The sequence below is a fragment of the Streptomyces griseomycini genome (genome assembly GCF_014203535.1).
GTDB classification, from domain to species: Bacteria; Actinomycetota; Actinomycetes; order Streptomycetales; family Streptomycetaceae; genus Streptomyces; species Streptomyces griseomycini.
On the sequence record NZ_JACHJI010000003.1, the window covers coordinates 37824 to 57504 of the forward strand.

Sequence of the window (19681 nt, forward strand, 5' to 3'; positions counted from 1 at the left end):
CGTTCGACGGGGAGGGGGAGCGATCGGTTCCCCCGGTTCCGGCTCGCCCCGTCAGGGGGCGGACGGCTCACCCCATCAGGGGCAGGTACGGCCCGAGGTCCGCCCGTTCCCCGCCGGCGCTGACCTTGGCGTCGGCCACGGCGTCCGGCCAGGCCACCCGTCCGGTGGCCAACCGGATCCAGGTCAGCGGGTCGGTCTCGACGACGTTGGGCGGGGTGCCGCGGGTGTGCCGCGGCCCCTGGACGCACTGCACGACCGCGTACGGCGGAACCCGCACCTCCGTCGAGCCGCCGGGCACCTTCGCGGCGAGGGCGTCGGCCAGCAGCCGGGTGCAGGCGGCGAGGGCCTGGCGGTCGTACGGGATGTCCAGGCCGGGCACGGCGGCGTTCAGGTCGTCGGTGTGGACGACGAGTTCGACGGTGCGGGTGACCAGGTAGTCGGCGAGGGCGACGGCGCCGGTCCGGGTGGCGAGGAGGCGGGTGCCGGGGGCGGAGGCCACGCGCTCGGTGAAGCGTTCGGCGGTGCGCGCGAACAGGGCGTCGAGGTCGGGGTGCGCGGCGGCCAGCTCGCGGGCGTCGTCGGCGATGCCGCTCGCGCGGGCGGCGGTGGCGAACGGCCAGTCGAGGAGGGCGAGCCCGGCCCCGGCCGGCTCGTCGCGCTCCAGGTTGCGGCTGACGGTCTCCACCGCCGTGGTCACGTGCGCGGCCAGTTCCCGGACCGTCCAGTCCCCGAGTCGGGTGGGGAGGGCGAGCTGCTCCGGTGTGAGGGTGCGGACGGCCGACCGCACGTTCCCGAACTGGGCCAGGACGGCGGCGCGGATCTTGGCGGGGTCGTAGGTGCGGGTGCGCTTCTTGGCCGGTGGCATGACGGCAGCCTATGCGGGAGTGGTCGGCGCCGGTTCCGGCACGTCGAACACCTCGCCGTTGCGCGGTACGCCGATGCCGCGCCAGGTGAACGGGACACCGCGCGCGGTGTCCGGGTCGGGGCCGTCCACCAGCTGGAAGTGCAGGTGCGGCTCGGTGGGGTTGCCGGAGTCGCCGACGCGGGCGATGACCTGGCCGGCACGCCGAAGGCCGGGCAGGAACCGCTGCGCCGGGCGAGCGGCCACAGCGGGCTGGACCCGGGGCGGGCACCCGGCTCGGGCTCGGCGACGACGTCGATGGCGAAGGTCTGGCCGTAGGCGTGGGTGCCGTGGCTCGGGGTGCGGTCGGCGGGGCTGTTCAGCGCGGACCAGCGGCCGGTGACGGGCGGGGCGACCCGCACGGGCTCCCGCGCCGTGCGGGGGCCGTCCGGGGCGCCGCCCCACCGGTGGGCCGCGACGAGCAGGGCGTAGGCCAGGACGACTCGAGGGCGGCGACCCGTTGCTCGAGTTCTTCCACCCCTCCGGGATCACGGAAGTACGTAATTACGTGCAACCCTCGGACCCGGAAACGACGGAGCCCCCGCCCGGCGGACCGGGCGGGGGCTCCGTGCGGAGGACGCCGGACGCTTACGCCAGCAGCGCCGGGATCGTCTCCTCGTGGGCCGTGCGGAGCTCCTCCAGGGTCAGCGCGAACTCGCCCTGGACCTCGACCACGTCTCCGTCGACGACGCCGATGCGGGTGGCCGGGAGGCCGCGCGCGCCGCACATGTCGGTGAAGCGGACCTCCTCCGAGCGCGGCACGGCGACGATCGCGCGGCCGGCCGACTCGGAGAACAGGAAGGTGAAGGCGTCGAGCCCGTCGGGGACGACCAGACGCGCGCCCTTCCCCCCGAGCAGCGCCGACTCGACGACCGCCTGGACCAGACCGCCGTCGGACAGGTCGTGCGCGGAGTCGATCATGCCGTCGCGGGAGGCGGAGATCAGGATCTCGGCCAGCAGCCGCTCGCGCTCCAGGTCGACCTCGGGCGGCAGCCCGCCGAGGTGGTCGTGGACGACCTGGGACCAGGCCGAGCCGCCGAACTCCTCGCGCGTGTCGCCGAGGAGGTAGAGCAGCTGGCCCTCCTCCTGGAAGGCGACCGGGGTGCGGCGGGCCACGTCGTCGATGACGCCGAGGACGGCCACGACCGGGGTGGGGTGGATGGCGGCCTCGCCCGTCTGGTTGTAGAGCGAGACGTTGCCGCCGGTCACCGGGGTGCCGAGCTGCTTGCAGCCGTCCGCCAGGCCGCGCACGGCTTCCGCGAACTGCCACATGACCGCCGGGTCCTCGGGCGAGCCGAAGTTCAGGCAGTCGGAGACGGCGAGCGGCTTGGCGCCGGTCGTCGCCACGTTCCGGTACGCCTCGGCGAGGGCCAGCTGCGCGCCCGCGTACGGGTCGAGCTTGGCGTACCGGCCGTTGCCGTCGGTGGCGATCGCGACGCCGAGGCCGGACGCCTCGTCGATGCGGATCATGCCGGAGTCCTCGGGCTGGGCGAGGACGGTGTTGCCCTGCACGAAGTGGTCGTACTGCTGGGTGATCCACCGCTTGGACGCCTGGTTGGGCGAGCCGACCAGCTTCAGGACCTGGTCCTTCAGCTCCTCGCCCGTCTCCGGGCGGGGCAGCTTGTTCGCGTCGTCCGCCTGGAGCTCGTCCTGCCAGGACGGGCGGGCGTACGGGCGCTCGTAGACCGGGCCGTCGTGGGCGACCGTGCGCGGGTCGACGTCGACGATCTTGCCGCCGTGCCAGTAGATCTCCAGGCGGTCGCCGTCGGTCACCTCGCCGATGACGGTGGCGATGACGTCCCACTTGTCGCAGATCTCGAGGAAGCGCTCGACCTTCTCCGGCTCCACGACCGCGCACATGCGCTCCTGCGACTCGCTCATGAGGATTTCCTCGGGAGAGAGGGTCGAGTCGCGCAGGGGGACGTCGTCCAGCGTCACGCGCATGCCGCCGGAGCCGTTGGAGGCCAGCTCGGAGGTGGCGCAGGACAGGCCGGCCGCGCCCAGGTCCTGGATGCCGACGACCAGCTTCTCCTTGAATGCCTCCAGGGTGCACTCGATGAGGAGCTTCTCCTGGAAGGGGTCGCCGACCTGGACGGCGGGGCGCTTGGAGGGCTTGGCGTCGTCGAAGGTCTCGGAGGCCAGGATCGAGGCGCCGCCGATGCCGTCGCCACCGGTCCGGGCCCCGTACAGGATGACCTTGTTGCCGGCGCCGGAGGCCTTGGCGAGGTGGATGTCCTCGTGCCGCATCACGCCGATGGCACCGGCGTTGACCAGCGGGTTGCCCTGGTAGCAGGCGTCGAAGACGACCTCGCCGCCGATGTTGGGCAGGCCCAGGCAGTTGCCGTAGCCGCCGATGCCGGCGACGACGCCGGGGAGCACCCGCTTGGTGTCGGGGTGGTCCGCGGCGCCGAAGCGGAGCGGGTCCACGACGGCGACCGGGCGGGCGCCCATGGCGATGATGTCGCGGACGATGCCGCCGACGCCGGTGGCCGCGCCCTGGTAGGGCTCGACGTACGACGGGTGGTTGTGCGACTCGACCTTGAAGGTGACCGCGTAGCCCTGGCCGACGTCGACCACACCGGCGTTCTCGCCGATGCCGACGAGCAGGGCGTCGGACTCGGGGGCCTTCTCGCCGAACTGGCGGAGGTGGACCTTGGAGGACTTGTACGAGCAGTGCTCGGACCACATCACCGAGTACATGGCGAGTTCGGCGCCGGTGGGGCGGCGGCCGAGGATCTCGACGATCCGCTCGTACTCGTCCTTCTTCAGGCCGAGTTCGGCCCAGGGCAGCTCGACGTCGGGGGTCGCGGCCGCGTGCTCGACCGTGTCCAGAGGCGTCCGGCTCATGCGTTGACCAGCTTCTTGAGGATCGAGGTGAAGAACGGCAGGCCGTCGGTACGGCCCGTACCGATCAGCGGCTCCACGGCGTGCTCGGGGTGCGGCATCAGGCCGACGACGTTGCCCGCCTCGTTGGTGATGCCGGCGATGTCGTTGAGCGAGCCGTTCGGGTTGAAGTCCAGGTAGCGGAAGGCGACGCGGCCCTCGGCCTCCAGTTCGTCCAGCGTGCGCCGGTCGGCGACGTAGCGGCCGTCCATGTTCTTCAGCGGGATGTGGATCTCCTGGCCGGCCGTGTAGTCGGTGGTCCAGGCGGTGTCCGCGTTCTCCACCCGCAGCTTCTGGTCGCGGCAGATGAAGTGCAGGTGGTCGTTGCCCAGCATGCCGCCGGGGAGCAGGTGCGCCTCGGTGAGGATCTGGAAGCCGTTGCAGATGCCGAGGACCGGCATGCCGGCCTTGGCCTGGTCGATGACGGTGTCCATCACCGGCGAGAAGCGGGCGATGGCCCCGGCGCGCAGGTAGTCGCCGTAGGAGAAACCGCCGCACAGCACCACGGCGTCGACCTGCTTGAGGTCCTTGTCCTTGTGCCAGAGCGCCACGGGTTCGGCGCCGGCGACGCGGATCGCGCGCTGGGTGTCCCGGTCGTCGAGACTGCCCGGGAAAGTGACGACGCCAATACGAGCGGTCACTTCACGGCCTCCGTGACTTCCGCCGCTTCCTCGACCCGGACGGTGAAGTCCTCGATCACGGTGTTGGCGAGGAAGGATTCCGCAAGATCATGGATGCGGGCGAGGGCGGCCTCGTCGACCGGCCCGTCAACTTCCAGTTCGAAACGCTTTCCCTGACGGACGTCCGAGATCCCCTCGAAACCGAGCCGCGGCAGTGCGCGCTGCACCGCCTGGCCCTGGGGGTCGAGGATCTCCGGCTTGAGCATGACGTCGACTACGACGCGTGCCACTGGCACTCCCGGTGTGTGGTGCTGAGCAGGTTCCTTCAGACTACCCGCACAAAATTTCTACGCGAGTAGAGTTGGAGGAATCTACGTGAGCCCGATCACGATGCGGTATCGCGGGGAGTCGTCAGGGAAAAGATCCGGGAAAGATCCGCGCCCACGCGCACATCCCTATTGCGCCGCGGACACGCGGACAGATTTAGTCGGTCTCCACATTGCATTGCCGGGCACTGTACAAATGAATTGCCAATAGCAGATACTTTGCCCGATTACAGGCGAACAGACGGCATCTCGGTGACGTCCCGGCACGTCATCACGGACGTCCGGACCGAAGATGCCGCACGAAGGGACCGATATTCGTGGCGCAGAAGGTCGTGGTCACTCTCTTTGACGACATCGACGGCTCGGAAGCGGCGGAGACGATCGCCTTCGGACTCGACGGCAAGTCGTACGAGATCGACCTGAATGAAGCCAATGCCAGCAGACTGCGGAAGGCGCTCGCGCCGTACGTGGAGGCCGGCCGCAAGCGGGCGCGCTCGGGCAGGGCGTACCGGCAGACGGAGGTCGCCCCCGACCCGGCGGCCGTGCGCGCCTGGGCCCAGGCGAACCGGATGGAGGTCCCGGCGCGCGGGCGGATCCCGAAGAGGGTGTACGAGGCGTTCGCCGCGGCGCGGTGAGGGCGGACGGCGAGCCGGACGGCCGGTCACCCGCCCCGCGGCACAACCGACTTGCGCGACACCCCGGGTGATCAGCTAAAGTCTGGAGCACGCCGCCGGGCGAGGCCGAAAGGCCCAGCTCGCGGAGGCATGCGGGTGTAGTTCAGTAGCAGAACATCCCCCTTCCAGGGGGAAGGCGCAGTGTGCAATTCCTGTCACCCGCTCTGCACCGTCGTACGGATCACTCGTGGGGGAGCCCCCTGCTCGAGCTTGTCGAGAGCTCGGGGGAGGATCAGGTAGGCTGGTGCTTGCACCGATCGGTGAGAGCCGGTCGGGGGCGATGCGGACGTAGCTCAGTTGGTAGAGCGCAACCTTGCCAAGGTTGAGGTCGCGAGTTCGAGCCTCGTCGTCCGCTCGGGAGGAAGGCCCCGGTCCATCGGACCGGGGCCTTCTCGTGTGTGCTCCGAGCGTCCGCTCCCGGCCGTCTGACATTTGTCATGTCCGGTGGTGACAGCGCGCACTGCCGCCCGGTCCGCGGTGCGGCGATGATCGGATCATGCAAGCAAACGGGCACGAGCACGTGATAGAGGTCACCGACCTGCGACGTGTGTACGGGGACGGGTTCGAGGCGGTGCGCGGGATCGACTTCTCCGTGCGCCAGGGGGAGATCTTCGCCCTGCTGGGCACCAACGGCGCCGGCAAGACGTCGACGGTCGAACTGCTGGAGGGCCTCGCCGCACCGTCCGGCGGACGGGTGCGCGTCCTCGGGCACGACCCGCACAACGAGCGGGCCGCCGTCCGCCCCCGCACCGGCGTGATGCTCCAGGAGGGTGGTTTCCCCTCCGAGCTGACCGTCGCGGAGACCGCGCGGATGTGGGCCGGATGCGTCAGCGGGGCGCGCCCGCCGCGGGAGGTGCTGGCGCTGGTCGGGCTGGAGAAGAAGTCCGACGTGCGGGTGAAGCAGCTCTCCGGGGGCGAACGGCGGCGCCTGGACCTTGCGCTCGCCCTGCTCGGCGACCCCGAGGTGCTCTTCCTGGACGAGCCCACCACCGGACTCGACGCCGAAGGGCGCCGGGACACGTGGGAGTTGGTGAGCGCGCTGCGCGACCGCGGTACGACGGTGCTGCTGACCACCCACTACCTGGAAGAGGCCGAGAACCTCGCCGACCGGCTCGCGATCCTGCACGAGGGACGCATCGCCGCCACCGGCACCCCGGCCGAGGTGACGGCCGCGCAGCCGTCCCGGATCAGCTTCGAACTGCCCGCGGGCTACTTCGTCGGCGACCTGCCGCCGCTCGACGAACTGGGCGTGTGCGAGCACGAGACGGACGGACGGCTGGTCCGGCTGCGGACCCGTGAGCTGCAGCGCGCGGCCACGAGGCTGCTGGTGTGGGCCGAGACGGCCGGAGTGGAACTGCGCGGACTGGACGTACGGTCCGCGTCGCTGGAGGAGGCGTTCCTGGGCATCGCCCGGGAGGCGTCCGCCGCCGAGGGACGGGAGTACGCGGCATGAGCGGGACGGTCACCACGTCGGAGGGGACGCGCGGCACGGGCACGGCGGCCACGACGCCCCTGGGCCGCATGGGGGCCCTCGCCCGGGCCGAGATGACGCTGCTGGGGCGGAGCCGGGGCACCCTCTTCGCCGCGCTGTTCGTGCCGCTGGTGCTGCCGGTCAGCGTGCGCTCGGCGGCCGGGGAGATGGACCTCGACGAGGCCGGGCTCACCATCGGCGCGGTGGTCCTGCCGTCCGCGGTCGGCTTCTCGCTGCTGTTCGCCGTCTACGCGTCGCTCATCGGCGTCTTCGTCGCCCGGCGCGAGGAACTCGTCCTCAAGCGGCTGCGTACCGGTGAGTTGAGGGACGCCGAGATCCTGGCCGGCTCGGCTCTGCCGGCCGCCGTGACCGGACTCGTGCAGTCGCTGCTGCTGGCCGTCGGCTGCGTGGTGCTGCTGGACATGGCGGCTCCGTCGGCGGTCCACCTGGCGGTGCTGGGGCTGCTGCTGGGGCTGGTGATGTGCACGGCGCTCGCCGCCGTCACCGCGAGCTTCACCCGGACCACCGAGAGCGCCCAGGTCACCTCGATGCCGCTGCTGCTGGTCTCCATGCTGGGCTCCGGGATGATGATCCCCCTGGAGGTCCTCCCCGACCGGCTCGCCTCCTTCTGCGAACTGCTGCCGCTCACCCCCGTCATGACCCTGGTGCGCGGTGGCTTCACCGGCGACCTGTCGGCGGGTGAGACGCTGGGGGCCGTGGCGACGGCGGTGGCCTGGACCCTGCTGTCGGTGTACGCCGTGCAGCGGTGGTTCCGCTGGGAGCCGAGGCGCTGACGCAGGGAAGGGCAGGGGGCTCGGGGACATGGGCAGACCGGGTGGCTGGTGGGGGCGCAAGAGCACGCCCGCGAAGGTCGAGACGTACACGCGGTGGTCGTTCCACTCACTCGCGCTGGTCGAGCTCCTGGTGGCCGGCGGGCCGGTGATCGGACAGGTGGGGCCGCGGCTGGCGGCCCTGCTGCTGCTCATGACGGCGGTGCACAGCGTGGTCTGCGGCGTGACCGCCTCACGCGCCCTGGACTGGCTGCGCGGACGGCGCGAGCAGCCCGTCCGGACGCTGTGGACGCTCGGCGCCACCACCGCTGCGGTGGCCGTCGCCTCGCTCGTCGTCGCCGAGCACGGACCGTCCGGCGAGGACGCCGACGGCGCGGCCGGCGGGGTCTTCTCGATCGTGGTGATCTTCGGCGTCGGCGCGGCCGTGCTCGGCGTCCGCGGCCGGCGCCGGGTGTTCGCCACCGTGGCGGGCTTCGCGGCGGGCGCGGGAGCGATCGCGGTCCCCCTCGGCCTGCCCTGGCCCGTCGCCCTGGTCACCGCCCTGTTCGTCCTGGCCGGCAGCGGGTTCTTCGCCTTCCTCTCCCTCTTCTCCGTCTGGCTGCTCAACGCCTTCTACGAGCTGGACGAGGCCCGCGAGACCCGCGCCCAGCTCGCCGTCGCCGAGGAACGGCTCAGGTTCGGACGGGACCTGCACGACGTGATGGGGCGCAACCTCGCCGTGATCGCGCTGAAGAGCGAGCTGGCCGTCCAACTCGCCCAGCGGGAACGGCCGGAGGCCGTGACGCAGATGGTCGAGGTGCAGCGGTTGGCGCACGAGGCGCAGCGGGAGGTGCGCGAGGTGGTGCGCGGCTACCGCGAGGCCGACCTCGCCGGCGAGCTCGCGGGCGCGCAGGGCGTGCTGACCGCCGCCGGCATCGACTGCACCGTCACCGGCCCCGTGGCCGGGCTGCCCGCGCCGGTGCAGTCCGCGCTCGGGTGGGTGGTGCGCGAGGCGGCCACGAACGTCCTGCGGCACGGGGACGCACAGCGGTGCACGGTGGGACTGCGGATGCGTGAGGGGCGTGTGGTGCTGACGGTGGAGAACGACGGGGTGCCGCAGACCGGTGGTCCGGGCCGGGGGGCCGGGCTCGTCGGGCTGCGCGAGCGGCTGGCGGAGATCGGGGGGACGCTGCGGGCCGGGCCCACCGGGGACGGGCGGTTCCTGCTGACCGCCGAGGTCCCGCTGCCGTCGCACTCCGGCGAGGCCCCTCCCGCCGCGCTCACGACCGCGCCCGCCCCCCTTCCCGTGAGTTCCCGTGAGTGAGGTCACACCATGACGACACCCCCGCCCGTGCGGCTGCTGCTGGCCGACGACGAGCACCTGATCCGGGGGGCGCTCGCCACGCTGCTGTCGCTGGAGGACGACCTGGTGGTCGTCGCCGAGGCCGCGACCGGGCCGGAGGCACTGGCGATGGCGCGGGCGCACACGCCCGACGTCGCCGTCCTGGACCTGCAGATGCCCGGCGCGGACGGTGTGAAGGTCGCCACGTCCCTGCGGGCCGAACTGCCCGGCTGCCGGGTGCTGATCGTGACCAGTCACGGGCGGCCGGGGCACCTGAAGCGGGCGCTCGCGGCGGGTGTGCGCGGGTTCGTCCCCAAGACCGTCAGCGCGCAGCGCCTCGCGGAGATCATCCGCACGGTGCATGCCGGAAACCGTTACGTGGACCCCGAGTTGGCCGCCGACGCGATCGCCGCCGGGGACTCCCCGCTGACCGCGCGCGAGGCCGAGGTGCTGGAACTCGCGGCGGACGGGGCGCCCGTGGCGGAGATCGCGGAGCGGGCCGCGCTGTCCCAGGGGACCGTGCGCAACTACCTCTCCTCGGCCGTCTCGAAGCTCGGCGCGGAGAACCGGCACGCCGCGGTGCGTCTCGCCCGCGAGCGAGGTTGGGTATAGTGGCTTCCGCGCCACGGCGCAACGCGGACGTAGCTCAGTTGGTAGAGCGCAACCTTGCCAAGGTTGAGGTCGCGAGTTCGAGCCTCGTCGTCCGCTCAGGATCAAGGCCCCGGTCATCGACCGGGGCCTTCGTCGTGTGGCCGCCGTACGACGGCCGCGCGGCCGTCGTGCGGCCACGCGGCGGGCGCTCAGCTCCAGGCGGTGCCCGTCAGCCGCTCGTACGCCTCCACGTACTTGGCCCGGGTCGCGTCCACGACCCGCTGCGGCAGCGGCGGCGGGGGCTGCTCGCCGCCCCGGTCCCAGCCGGACTCGGCGGACGTCAGCCAGTCCCGCACGTACTGCTTGTCGTACGACGGCTGCGCGCGGCCCGGCTGCCACTGCTCGGCCGGCCAGAAGCGGGAGGAGTCCGGGGTGAGCACCTCGTCCGCGATGACCAGGGCGTCACCGTCGAAGCCGAACTCGAACTTGGTGTCCGCGAGGATGATCCCCCGGTCCCGGGCGATGTCGCGGGCGCGGGAGTAGGCGGCGAGGGTCGCCTGGCGCAGCCGGGCCGCGGTGTCCGCGCCGACCTGGCGGGCGACCTCCTCGTAGGAGACGTTCTCGTCGTGCTCGCCGACGGCGGCCTTGGTGGCCGGGGTGAAGATCGGGGCGGGCAGCTCCGAGCCGTCCACCAGGCCCTCGGGGAGGGCGAGGCCGCAGACCGTGCGGGACTCCTGGTACTCGGCGAGGCCCGAGCCGGTGAGGTAGCCGCGGGCCACGCACTCCACCGGGACCATGTCCAGGGACTTGCAGACGAGGGTGCGGCCCGCCCAGTCGTCCGGGGCGCCGGCCGGGACGTCGGTGCTCAGGACGTGGTGCGGGAGCAGGTCGGCGAGCTGGTCGAACCACCACAGGGAGAGCTGGGTGAGGATCCGGCCCTTGTCGGGGATCTCGGTCGGCAGCACCCAGTCGTAGGCGGAGATGCGGTCGCTGGCGATCATCACGAGGTCGCCCGCCTCGTTCCGGTACAGCTCGCGCACCTTTCCGGTGTGCAGGTGCACCAGGCCCGGGACCTGGATCGGTTCGGGCTTTTCGACGAATCCGGACACGGTTCCTCCCCGTGGTTCTGTCCAATGACTCGATTCTCCCGTATGGGGCGAACGGTCTCGGCCAGGGGTCGGTGCGGGTGCGCCGTCCGGTTCAGTCCCTCTTGCAGATGCGGTCGAGGAGGTTGGCGGTGGCGCGCTGGACGCGGGGGTCGACGTGGCCGGGACGGTCCAGGGCCGGGGACCAGGCGAAGGTGCCGGAGGCGAACACCCAGGCGCCGGAGGGGGCCCGGTAGAGGGACGTCTCCTGGTGGCGCCGGGCGCCCCCGCGGTCGGTGTACCGGGAGTGGGCGAGCAGGACGCGCTCCTCGTGCTCGGGCAGCGGGGTGCGCGGGAAGTAGCGGTCGGCCTCGCCCGCGACCATGCCCTCGAGGGCGTCGCCCTCGTGCGCGCCGGTCCCCTCCCACATCCAGTGGTCGGCGTTGCGGACGATCAGCGGGTGCGGCTCGGGGACGTGGCCGCCGTACTGGATGCCGAGCAGCTGCTGCTCGGCGCGGTCGGTCTCCCGCCACAGCGCCGGCCTGCCCGGGCCCCGGCGCTTGCGGCAGGTCAGCAGGCGGTCGGGGCCGGACGGGGAGGGGGCGAGCTCGACCTGCCAGTACAGGGTGTTGGCGGAGAGGAAGACCAGGGACGTGCCGTGCTCGCGGGCGCGTTCCACGGCGTCGCGCATGGGCTTGGACCAGTACTCGTCGTGGCCCGGGAAGACCAGCCCCCGGTAGCGGGTGGGGTCGACGCGGCCGGCGTGCAGGTCGCGGGCGTCGGCGTAGGCGAGGTCGTAGCCGTAGTGCTCGGCCCAGCGGATGACGTCGTAGGCGTGCCCGACGTGCAGCGGGAGGCCGGCGCCGGCGTACGGGCGGTCGAAGGAGACGGTGGTGGCGGCGTCGGCCTCGCCGAGCAGGCGGCCCTCCTCGTCCCAGGCGTGGTACAGGCTGGCGCCGGTGCGGCCGTCCTCCGGGTAGAGGTTGTACGCCTGCCAGGTGATGTCGGGCAGCACCAGGAGCAGGTCGGCGGGGCGGTCGTCGCGGACCGTGAACGGGACGTGCGAGCGGTAGCCGTCGGCCGTGGTGAGGACGGCGACGTACGCGCCGACGCTCCAGTACGACGGGATCGGTAACCGCCAGGACAGCCACCAGTGGTGGCAGGAGACGGTGCGGTCGGCGGTGAGCGGCGGGGGCTGCACGATGCCGGAGAGGCGGGGGCTGGACGTGATCTTGGTGGCGCCGTCGCCGCCGTAGTGGCCGATGCGGTAGACGTCGACGCCGAACTCCTGGGGCGGGTCGACGGTGATGTGGAAGTCGAGGGACTCGCCGGGGGCGACGGCGCCGGCGGAGGCGAAGCCCTTGATCTGGCGGTGCACGTCGTCGGCGGCGCGGGGGCCGCCGGAGGAGCGCGGGGCGGGGACCCTGGGCGCGCCCTGCCTCGGGAGGCGGGCGGTGGACGCGGGCGGCTCCGGGTCCACGTACCAGGGGACGACCTGGCCGGTGTCGCCGAAGTACGTCTCGCTGCCGCGCAGCCACGGGAGGGGGCCCTGCCCGAAGGGATCGTTCACGGCGTGCGCCAGTGCTCCCGACTCCCAGCGACGGATCCGCTCCGAACCCATGATCGCTCCCCTCCCTCGTGCCCCCGTGGCGGTGCGGTGCGCGGTGCCGTTCGGCCGTCGTCCGACGGGTGGCGCCTGCCGCCAGTTATGTGCTTGTCGTATGTCACACGCCCTTGCCAGGCCATGCGAACGGTCCCAGCACATCACATTACGCACGCACTCCGTCACCGTTCGTCTGGAATTGACCGAAAGCGGAAGGGTGGGATCCGGGCGGGGCGGGCGGTGGGCGGGCGGCCGCCCGCTCAGACGAGCCGTACCGGCTTCTCCGGACGTATCCCCTGCCGGGCCAGCCACAGGCGCAGGGCCGTGGGGTCGCCGTCCTCGATCAGGGCCAGGACCTGGGGGGACAGGTCCGCGACCCGTTCACCGCCGACGAGCAGGGCCGGGCCGTCGAGCCAGTCCAGGCCGGGGACGGCGCCCGCCGTGTCCACCGCCGCGCAGCAGACCATCGCGGTGATGTGGTCGGCGAGAAGTTCACGGGCGGTCCGCGGGGGCTGGAGGGGGAAGAGGGGGAGGGCCCGGTCGTCCCAGAGGGGGACGGGGTCGTGGGCGCCGGGGGAGGCGGCGCTCCCGGAGGAGGCGGTGGCGGACGGGGCGGGGCGCGGGGCGGCCGCCGCCTCCTCCCGGGCCAGCTCGGCGCTCAGCCGGGCGGCCAGGGCGGCGCTGCGGGCGGTGGTGCCGGCCAGGTCCTCGTCCTCCGGGGTCGGTTCGTCCTCCGGGGTCGGTTCGCCCGCCGGAGCCGAGTCGGTCTCCGGGGCCGGTGCGGGATCGGTGCGTGGGGGTGGCGCCGTCGGCCGGGTCGGGTCGGTGGGGGCGGGCGGCGCGGCGGTCGGGGCCGGGGCCGTCAGGTGGTCGAGGACGCGGGAGAGGGTCGGACCGTCGGGACCCGAGGTGCCGCCGTCGGCGGCGGGGCGTACGCGCAGGGCGTCCAGGACCCGGTGGAGGCGGGCGGCGTCGGTGCGCCACTTGCGGTCCACGACCTCCTCCGGATAGTCGGCCCAGTGGACCGGCGACCAGTCCGGACCGGGCTCCGCGGGGCCGCCGTGGAAGAGGCGGGCGGCCAGGAGGGAGGCGGCCTCGTCCACCGCGCCGGGCTCTTCGAGCAGGTCGCAGGCGGGACGCTCGCCGAGGCGGGAGGTGAAGCCCTCGGCCAGCCGGTCCCGGCGGGAGAGCTCGGTGAGCGCCGCCACCACCCCGGCGTTGAGCCGCGAGGGCCAGCGGCCCATCCGCCAGGCGGGCAACGCCACCCGGGTGAGCAGCCGGTCCCAGCCCGCGTACGCCAGGCCCACCTGTTCCTGGGCGACGATGCGCAGCCCGTAGTCCACGGCCTGTGCGCGCTCGGCCGCGGCGGCGGCGACCCCGCGCTCCATCTCGGCGGCGTGCCCCCGGCAGCCGCGCAGCAGCGCCCGGGCGACCCAGCCGACGCCCGCGAGCACCCCGCGGAAGACCGGCCCCCGGCGGGACGCCGAGGCCACGGCCACCGCCGCGTCCAGGCCCCGCACGAAACGCCGGGCGGCCGCTATGTCCGGGTGCGCCGACGGTCCCGTACCGGCGACGACCGGGGCGAGGACCGCGCGCAGCTCGCCCACGCGCATCCACCACAGGAACGGGGAGCCGATCACCAGCACGGGCGCGGCGGTGCTCGGGTGCGGGTGCCGTCCCGCACCCGCTATGTCGCCGTGCTCCTCGACGGGCGGCGGACCGTGGGCCGGATGGGTGCGGTCCTCCAGCCAGCTGTCGCAGTCCGGGGTGAGCGCTATCGCGGACGGTGCGGGGACGTCGAGGCGGTCGGCGAGGTCGCGCACCATCCGGTACAGGTCCGGGGCCACCTCCTCGGTGATCTCCACCGTCGGACTCATCGCGGGCCGGGCCCGGGCGACGACCAGGGCGACACCGGCGGCGGCGAGCAGGACGAGCACCGCGACCGGGGTGAGGACCCAGCGGGCGAGGTCCCAGCCGGTGCCCGGGAGATGGCCGGTGGGACCGCCGACGAGCAGGATCACGGCACCGGCGGCCGGCAGCACGGCACCGGCCAGCGCCCGGCTGCGGAGGCGCAGCACCGCGAGCGCCCGTGACCGCGCGGCCTGCGCGCCCGCCTCCACTCCCGTTCCGCTTCCGCTCATGGCCCGACCCCACCCCCTCCCGGCGGTCCTGTCGCTGTCCTGGCGTTGCTCACTCCCCCACTGTGGCACCCGCCTCCGACATCGCAATGCCGGTGGGCCAAGTGCCGGAACGCTTGCGCGGCACCCTAGTTGGGGCCCCGGCCCCCGTCAGCCGGATGGCTCATCGCTCACTCGATGGAATGGCTTTGGGGAAAGGTGGATGACCGACGGCAAAGGTCAGGCCCCGGATCCTGAGACGGATCCGGGGCCTGCGGGGTTCATCGGCGCCGGGCGGCGGGCCGGACACGGCGCCCGCCGAGGTCACGCGTCCTGGGCCTCCCGGGCCGTCCGCGCCGCCTTCGCCGCGATGTCCGTGCGGTGCTGGGAGCCGTCGAGGCGGATGCGGGCCACCGAGCGGTAGGCGCGCTCGCGGGCCTCGGTGAGGTCCTCGCCGGTCGCCGTGACGGACAGCACGCGGCCGCCCGCGCTGACGACCGCGCCGCCCTCGTTCCTCGTCCCGGCGTGCAGCACGTACGCGTGCGGCGCGTCCTGTGCGGCGACCTCGTCGAGACCGGTGATCGGGTCGCCGGTGCGCGGGGTGCCCGGGTAGTTGTGCGAGGCGACGACCACGGTGACCGCGGCCTCCTCGCTCCAGCGCAGCGGCTCCAGGTGGGCGAGGTTCCCGGTGGCGGCGGCCATCAGCACGCCGGCCAGCGGCGTCTTCAGGCGGGCCAGGACCACCTGGGTCTCGGGGTCGCCGAAGCGGGCGTTGAACTCGATCACGCGGACACCGCGCGAGGTGATCGCGAGACCGGCGTAGAGCAGGCCGGAGAACGGGGTGCCGCGGCGCCGCATCTCGTCGACCGTCGGCTGGAGGACCGTCTGCACGACCTCGTCGACCAGCTTCGGGTCGGCCCACGGCAGCGGGGAGTACGCCCCCATGCCGCCGGTGTTCGGGCCCTCGTCGCCGTCCAGCGCGCGCTTGAAGTCCTGGGCGGGCTGGAGGGGCAGGACCGTCTCGCCGTCGGTGATCGCGAAGAGGGAGACCTCGGGACCGTCGAGGTACTCCTCGATCACCACCCTCCCCCGCTGGCCCGAGGGCGCGGGAGGTACCCCCAGGCAGGCACCGGCGTGCGCCCGGGCCGCCTCGACGTCGTCGGTGACGACGACGCCCTTGCCGGCGGCGAGCCCGTCGTCCTTGACGACGTACGGGGCGCCGAACGCGTCGAGGGCCGCGTCGACCTCCTCGGGCGTCGTGCAGACGTACGACCGGGCCGTGGGCACGCCCGCCTCCGCCATGACGTCCTTCGCGAAGGCCTTGGAGCCCTCGAGCCGCGCGGCCTCCCCGGAGGGGCCGAAGACCGCGATGCCCGCGTCGCGCACGGCGTCGGCGACACCGGCGACGAGGGGGGCCTCCGGGCCGACCACCACGAGGTCCGCGCCCAGCCGTGTGGCCAGCGCGGACACGGCCGCGCCGTCGAGGGCGTCGACCTGGTGCAACTCGGCGACCTCGGCGATGCCGGCGTTGCCGGGGGCGCAGTGCAGCGCGGTGACGTCGGGGTCGAGGGACAGGGAGCGGCACAGGGCGTGTTCGCGGGCGCCGCTTCCGATGACGAGGACCTTCACGGGGTCAGCCTAACGGGAGGCGGCGGATTCGCTTTGTGCGGGCTTCCGAAGGGGTGGACGGCGGGGCTTCGTGCGTTCCTCCAGGGATGCGGCACGCAGGGGCGGCGGTCGCGGCGGGACGCGGGGCGGCCCTACTCGTTGGCGATCTCCTCGACCACCGTCGCGCCGAGCTCCCGGACGAGCAGTTCCTGCCCGGAGAGGGCGGATTCGTCCAGGTCGGGGTCGTCGTCCTCGGGGATGTCGTCCTCGGGGGAGACGGGAGGCGGCGGCTCCGGGGCGGACGGCCGGGGTGCCGGGGCGGCCGGGCCGGGCGCGGACGCGGGTGCCGCCGGGGCGCCGGGCGCCGACGCGGAACCGGACGGGGAGGACGGCGCGGACCGCGCCGGCGGCTGGGCGGTGGCGGGGGCCGGGCGCTGACCGGCTCCGGCTCCGGTGCCGCCGTACCCGCCGCCGTGACGGCCGCCGGGAGGGCCGGCCGGGGCGGGTGCCACCGCACCGCCGCCGGACGGGTCGACGATCGCCTCGATCTTCCACTGGACGTTGAACTGCTCGGCCAGCGCCTGACGCAGGACGTCCTCGCTGCCGCTGCTGAGGAAGTTGTCCCGCGCGCCGGCGTTCACGAAGCCGAGCTGGAGGGTCGTGCCGTCGAACGCGGTCACCTGGGCGTTCTGGCTGAGCAGGATCCAGGTGAAGCGGCGGCGGTTCTTGACCGCTTCCAGGATGTTCGGCCAGAGCATGCGGGGGTCGAGGCCACCGCCGCCCGAGGGCGCGGGCGCGGACGGCGCGGGCGCGGACGGCGCGGGCGCGGACGGCGCGGGCGCGGACGGCGCGGGCGCGGACGGCGCGGGCGCGGACGGCGCGGGCGCGGAAGCCGTCTGGGGCGCGGGGGCGCCCGGCGCGGCCGGGGACGGCCCGCCGCCCGCCGGGGCGGCCGTGGGCCAGCCGCCGGGCCGACGGCCGCCGCTGCCGGCGGAGGCGGCGGTGGGCCAGGCGCCGGGGGCGGGTGGCGCGGGGGCGCTCGGCGCGGCCGCCGGGGGCGGAGCCTGCGCCGGAGCCGGAGCGGGCACGGGAGCGGGAGCGGACGGGGCGGGAGCGGACGGGGCGGAAGCCGCGGCCGGGGCCGGGGCGGGCGCGCCACCGGGTCCGCCCCCCGGAGTCCGCACCGCGGCCCGGGCGGCGGCGGGACCGCCTCCCGGCGGAACCGGGGCGTGGCCCTGCGCCGGACCGGCCGCCGCTCCCCCGTGGACGTCCGGTCCGGGCACGTACCCCATGGCGGGCATGCCCGCGCCGCCGCCCGCCGAGAAGTTCGCGCCGCGCTCGATCCGGTCCAGCCGGGCCATGACCGAGCGCTCGTCGCCGTAGGCGGCGGGGAGCAGCACGCGGGCGCAGATCAGCTCGAGCTGGAGGCGGGGCGAGGTGGCGCCGCGCATCTCGGTGAGCCCCTCGTTGACGAGGTCGGCGGCGCGGCTGAGCTCGGCGGCGCCGAAGGTGCCGGCCTGGGCCTGCATCCGCTCGATGACGTCGGCGGGGGCGTCGATGAGCCCCTTCTCGGCGGCGTCCGGGACGGCGGCGAGGATCACCAGGTCCCGCAGCCGCTCCAGCAGGTCGGCGACGAACCGCCGCGGGTCGTTGCCCCCCTCGATCACCCGGTCGACGACCTCGAAGGCGGCGGCCCCGTCACCGGTCGCGAAGGCCTCCACCACGGAGTCGAGCAGCGAGCCGTCCGTGTACCCGAGCAGGGAGGTGGCCATGGCGTACGTCACGCCCTCCTCCCCGGCGCCGGCGAGCAGCTGGTCCATGACGGACATCGAGTCACGCACGGACCCGGCGCCGGCCCGCACGACGAGCGGCAGCACGCCCTCCTCGACGGGGATGTCCTCCTTGTGGCACACCTCACCGAGGTAGTCCCGCAGGGTGCCGGGCGGGACGAGCCGGAACGGGTAGTGGTGGGTCCGCGACCGGATCGTCCCGATGACCTTCTCGGGCTCGGTGGTGGCGAAGATGAACTTCAGGTGCTCCGGGGGCTCCTCGACGACCTTGAGCAGCGCGTTGAAACCGGCCGACGTGACCATGTGGGCCTCGTCGATGATGTAGATCTTGTAACGGCTGCGGGCGGGTCCAAAGAACGCCTTCTCGCGCAGGTCACGGGCGTCGTCCACACCACCGTGGGAAGCGGCGTCGATCTCGATGACGTCGATCGAACCGGGGCCGTTGCGCGCGAGGTCCTGGCAGGACTGGCACTCGCCGCACGGCGTCGGCGTGGGGCCCTTCTCGCAGTTCAGGCAGCGGGCGAGGATCCGCGCGCTGGTCGTCTTGCCGCATCCGCGCGGGCCGCTGAACAGGTACGCGTGATTGACCCGGTTGTTCCGCAGCGCCTGCTGCAACGGGTCGGTGACATGCTCCTGCCCGATGACCTCGGCGAACGACTCCGGGCGATAGCGGCGGTACAGCGCGAGAGACGACACGCCTACGAGGTTATAGGCGCCCACCGACAGTCGGTCCCGCCCGCGGAGCCCCGCGCGCGGGCGGGGCGGGAACGCAAGCGCCCCCCACGCACCCGCCAGAGCCGACCTACCCTTGCTGCCTTCCGGCCCTGGGGGAGTTCAGTCAGATAGCGCCGCGTGAGGGGCTACGGAGAGGCTACCTCATACGGAGGGGAGGGAACGAGTTCGCGAGCACTCCTCTCGGTCATGTAATGTTTCCGGCGGAGGATTCGCCTAGAGGCCTAGGGCGCACGCTTGGAAAGCGTGTTGGGGGCAACCCCTCACGAGTTCGAATCTCGTATCCTCCGCCAGTGCCTCACCGGGCACGTTGTCGAAGGGCCCCACCGTTCGCGGTGGGGCCCTTCGACGTTGTCCGCCTCAGTTGGTCCCGGAACAGGTGCTGAGCTCGCGTCCAGGAGCTCCCCGGCTCCTGCTGACGGTCACCTCTGACGACCTCGGCGCACGCAGAGCGGTCTCTCCCGCGCCCAGCGAGTTCGATCACGTCCGCCTGTTACCAACAAGGGCTGGAGCATGGCCGGCCAACGCGCAGGCACGCCGCATTCGGATGCGGAAGGACGTCGACCCGAGGGTTGCGCACCTAACCGTCCGAGGGTGCAAGGCCCTGCGGATCGGTGCGGCTGAAGAACAAAGATGCAGCTCAGGCAGGGGTTGCGGCGCTAACCCCCACATCGTTCATTCTCGCCGTGCTGTCGGGGACCCCCGCAGTCCACGGAAGAGGTGGAGCACATGCGCTCCGCTTCGTGCGTGCGGGTCGCACGCCTACCCGAAGGATGTTTCCTGATGACCCTGATCGTGCTCGTGCTCGTCGTAGTGGTCGCCGTTCTGACGCTGCTCCTGGCCTCGGCGCTCGGTGTGCTGGTGTTCTCGCGTCCCACGCTGACGGCGCCGGTCCAAACCGCGGTGAGCAGCGTTGCGGCGATGGTGGCGCTGATGGCCGTGCTCGTGGCCGTCACCCGCTGACAGCCGCAGGGACACAGCTTTCGATCCTGTAGGCCCCACATCCGCTCGTCCGGGCAGCCGAAAGCCCCGGCCCGTGGTGGGTCGGGGCTTTCGGCTCGGCACGTCTCAGGGACGGATCCGTCGGACACGGTGAACGCGCGGCCGAGGACCCCGTCCTCGCGTGACAGAGACTTGATCAGTCCGCACAGCTCGGTCGCCGGGTCCA

Annotated in this window: 15 protein-coding genes, 4 tRNA genes, 1 other RNA gene and 1 pseudogene; 10 read left to right on the top strand and 11 right to left on the bottom strand. The window is 73.4% G+C overall.

The window, feature by feature from the left end; translation table 11 throughout:
* Positions 1-67 precede the first annotated feature (67 nt).
* The 5 genes and pseudogenes from FHS37_RS09035 to purS all read right to left on the bottom strand — a co-directional run bounded on the left by FHS37_RS09035 (position 68) and on the right by purS (position 4694).
* On the bottom strand, positions 68-865 hold the full coding sequence (locus tag FHS37_RS09035; protein WP_184818918.1) for a maleylpyruvate isomerase family mycothiol-dependent enzyme: 798 nt from the start codon (positions 863-865) through the stop codon (positions 68-70).
* A gap of 9 nt (positions 866-874) precedes the next feature.
* Positions 875-1344, bottom strand: a pseudogene (locus FHS37_RS09040) (M23 family metallopeptidase); the annotation flags it as partial.
* Between the two features lie 145 nt (positions 1345-1489).
* The gene (gene purL, locus FHS37_RS09045; RefSeq protein ID WP_184818919.1) at positions 1490-3748 is read right to left on the bottom strand and encodes a phosphoribosylformylglycinamidine synthase subunit PurL; all 2259 of its coding nucleotides are present in this window, start codon (positions 3746-3748) and stop codon (positions 1490-1492) included.
* The gene (purQ, locus tag FHS37_RS09050) at positions 3745-4425 is read right to left on the bottom strand and encodes a phosphoribosylformylglycinamidine synthase subunit PurQ (RefSeq protein ID WP_184818921.1); all 681 of its coding nucleotides are present in this window, start codon (positions 4423-4425) and stop codon (positions 3745-3747) included. Before purQ ends, purL begins: the two co-directional genes overlap by 4 nt.
* Entirely contained in the window at positions 4422-4694 is a 273-nt protein-coding gene (purS, locus tag FHS37_RS09055; protein WP_184818923.1) for a phosphoribosylformylglycinamidine synthase subunit PurS, read from the bottom strand. The genes purQ and purS overlap by 4 nt, the downstream gene beginning before the upstream one ends.
* 353 nt (positions 4695-5047) lie before the next feature.
* Here purS and FHS37_RS09060 point away from each other — a divergent pair, with 353 nt between their 5' ends.
* The 8 genes from FHS37_RS09060 to FHS37_RS09095 all read left to right on the top strand — a co-directional run bounded on the left by FHS37_RS09060 (position 5048) and on the right by FHS37_RS09095 (position 9695).
* On the top strand, positions 5048-5365 hold the full coding sequence (locus FHS37_RS09060; protein WP_184818925.1) for a histone-like nucleoid-structuring protein Lsr2: 318 nt from the start codon (positions 5048-5050) through the stop codon (positions 5363-5365).
* 131 nt (positions 5366-5496) lie between these two features.
* A tRNA-Gly gene (locus FHS37_RS09065) sits at positions 5497-5568 on the top strand.
* 118 nt (positions 5569-5686) lie between these two features.
* Positions 5687-5759 (top strand) — tRNA-Gly (locus FHS37_RS09070).
* 141 nt (positions 5760-5900) lie between these two features.
* Positions 5901-6857, top strand: a complete 957-nt coding sequence (locus FHS37_RS09075) for an ABC transporter ATP-binding protein (protein ID WP_184818927.1) — start codon at positions 5901-5903, stop codon at positions 6855-6857.
* Entirely contained in the window at positions 6854-7669 is an 816-nt protein-coding gene (locus tag FHS37_RS09080) for an ABC transporter permease (RefSeq protein WP_184818929.1), read from the top strand. The genes FHS37_RS09075 and FHS37_RS09080 overlap by 4 nt, the downstream gene beginning before the upstream one ends.
* Before the next feature lie 28 nt (positions 7670-7697).
* On the top strand, positions 7698-8969 hold the full coding sequence (locus FHS37_RS09085) for a sensor histidine kinase (protein WP_184818931.1): 1272 nt from the start codon (positions 7698-7700) through the stop codon (positions 8967-8969).
* A 9-nt stretch (positions 8970-8978) separates the two neighbouring features.
* A complete protein-coding gene (locus tag FHS37_RS09090) occupies positions 8979-9599 on the top strand; it encodes a response regulator transcription factor (protein WP_184818933.1) in 621 nt (206 codons plus the stop codon).
* 23 nt (positions 9600-9622) lie between these two features.
* Positions 9623-9695: transfer RNA gene (locus FHS37_RS09095), tRNA-Gly, on the top strand.
* A gap of 92 nt (positions 9696-9787) precedes the next feature.
* Here the strand turns inward: FHS37_RS09095 and FHS37_RS09100 are convergent.
* The 6 genes from FHS37_RS09100 to ffs form a co-directional block, all read right to left on the bottom strand.
* The gene (locus FHS37_RS09100) at positions 9788-10687 is read right to left on the bottom strand and encodes a phosphoribosylaminoimidazolesuccinocarboxamide synthase (RefSeq protein ID WP_184818935.1); all 900 of its coding nucleotides are present in this window, start codon (positions 10685-10687) and stop codon (positions 9788-9790) included.
* Positions 10688-10778: 91 nt separating this feature from the next.
* Positions 10779-12284 (bottom strand): N,N-dimethylformamidase beta subunit family domain-containing protein, encoded by a 1506-nt coding sequence (locus FHS37_RS09105; RefSeq protein WP_184818936.1) that lies wholly within the window; start codon positions 12282-12284, stop codon positions 10779-10781.
* Between the two features lie 242 nt (positions 12285-12526).
* Positions 12527-14407: a hypothetical protein gene (locus FHS37_RS09110; RefSeq protein WP_184818938.1), complete on the bottom strand. Its 1881-nt coding sequence runs from the start codon at positions 14405-14407 to the stop codon at positions 12527-12529.
* Between the two features lie 300 nt (positions 14408-14707).
* Entirely contained in the window at positions 14708-16012 is a 1305-nt protein-coding gene (purD, locus tag FHS37_RS09115; RefSeq protein WP_184818940.1) for a phosphoribosylamine--glycine ligase, read from the bottom strand.
* A 131-nt stretch (positions 16013-16143) separates the two neighbouring features.
* The gene (locus FHS37_RS09120; RefSeq protein WP_184818942.1) at positions 16144-18477 is read right to left on the bottom strand and encodes a DNA polymerase III subunit gamma and tau; all 2334 of its coding nucleotides are present in this window, start codon (positions 18475-18477) and stop codon (positions 16144-16146) included.
* A 70-nt stretch (positions 18478-18547) separates the two neighbouring features.
* Positions 18548-18646, bottom strand: an RNA gene (ffs, locus tag FHS37_RS09125) — signal recognition particle sRNA small type.
* A 72-nt stretch (positions 18647-18718) separates the two neighbouring features.
* Here ffs and FHS37_RS09130 point away from each other — a divergent pair.
* Together FHS37_RS09130 and FHS37_RS09135 are read left to right on the top strand one after the other, a co-directional pair.
* Positions 18719-18806, top strand: a tRNA-Ser gene (locus FHS37_RS09130).
* Positions 18807-19296: 490 nt separating this feature from the next.
* On the top strand, positions 19297-19476 hold the full coding sequence (locus FHS37_RS09135) for a hypothetical protein (RefSeq protein ID WP_184818944.1): 180 nt from the start codon (positions 19297-19299) through the stop codon (positions 19474-19476).
* Positions 19477-19681: the final 205 nt, after the last annotated feature.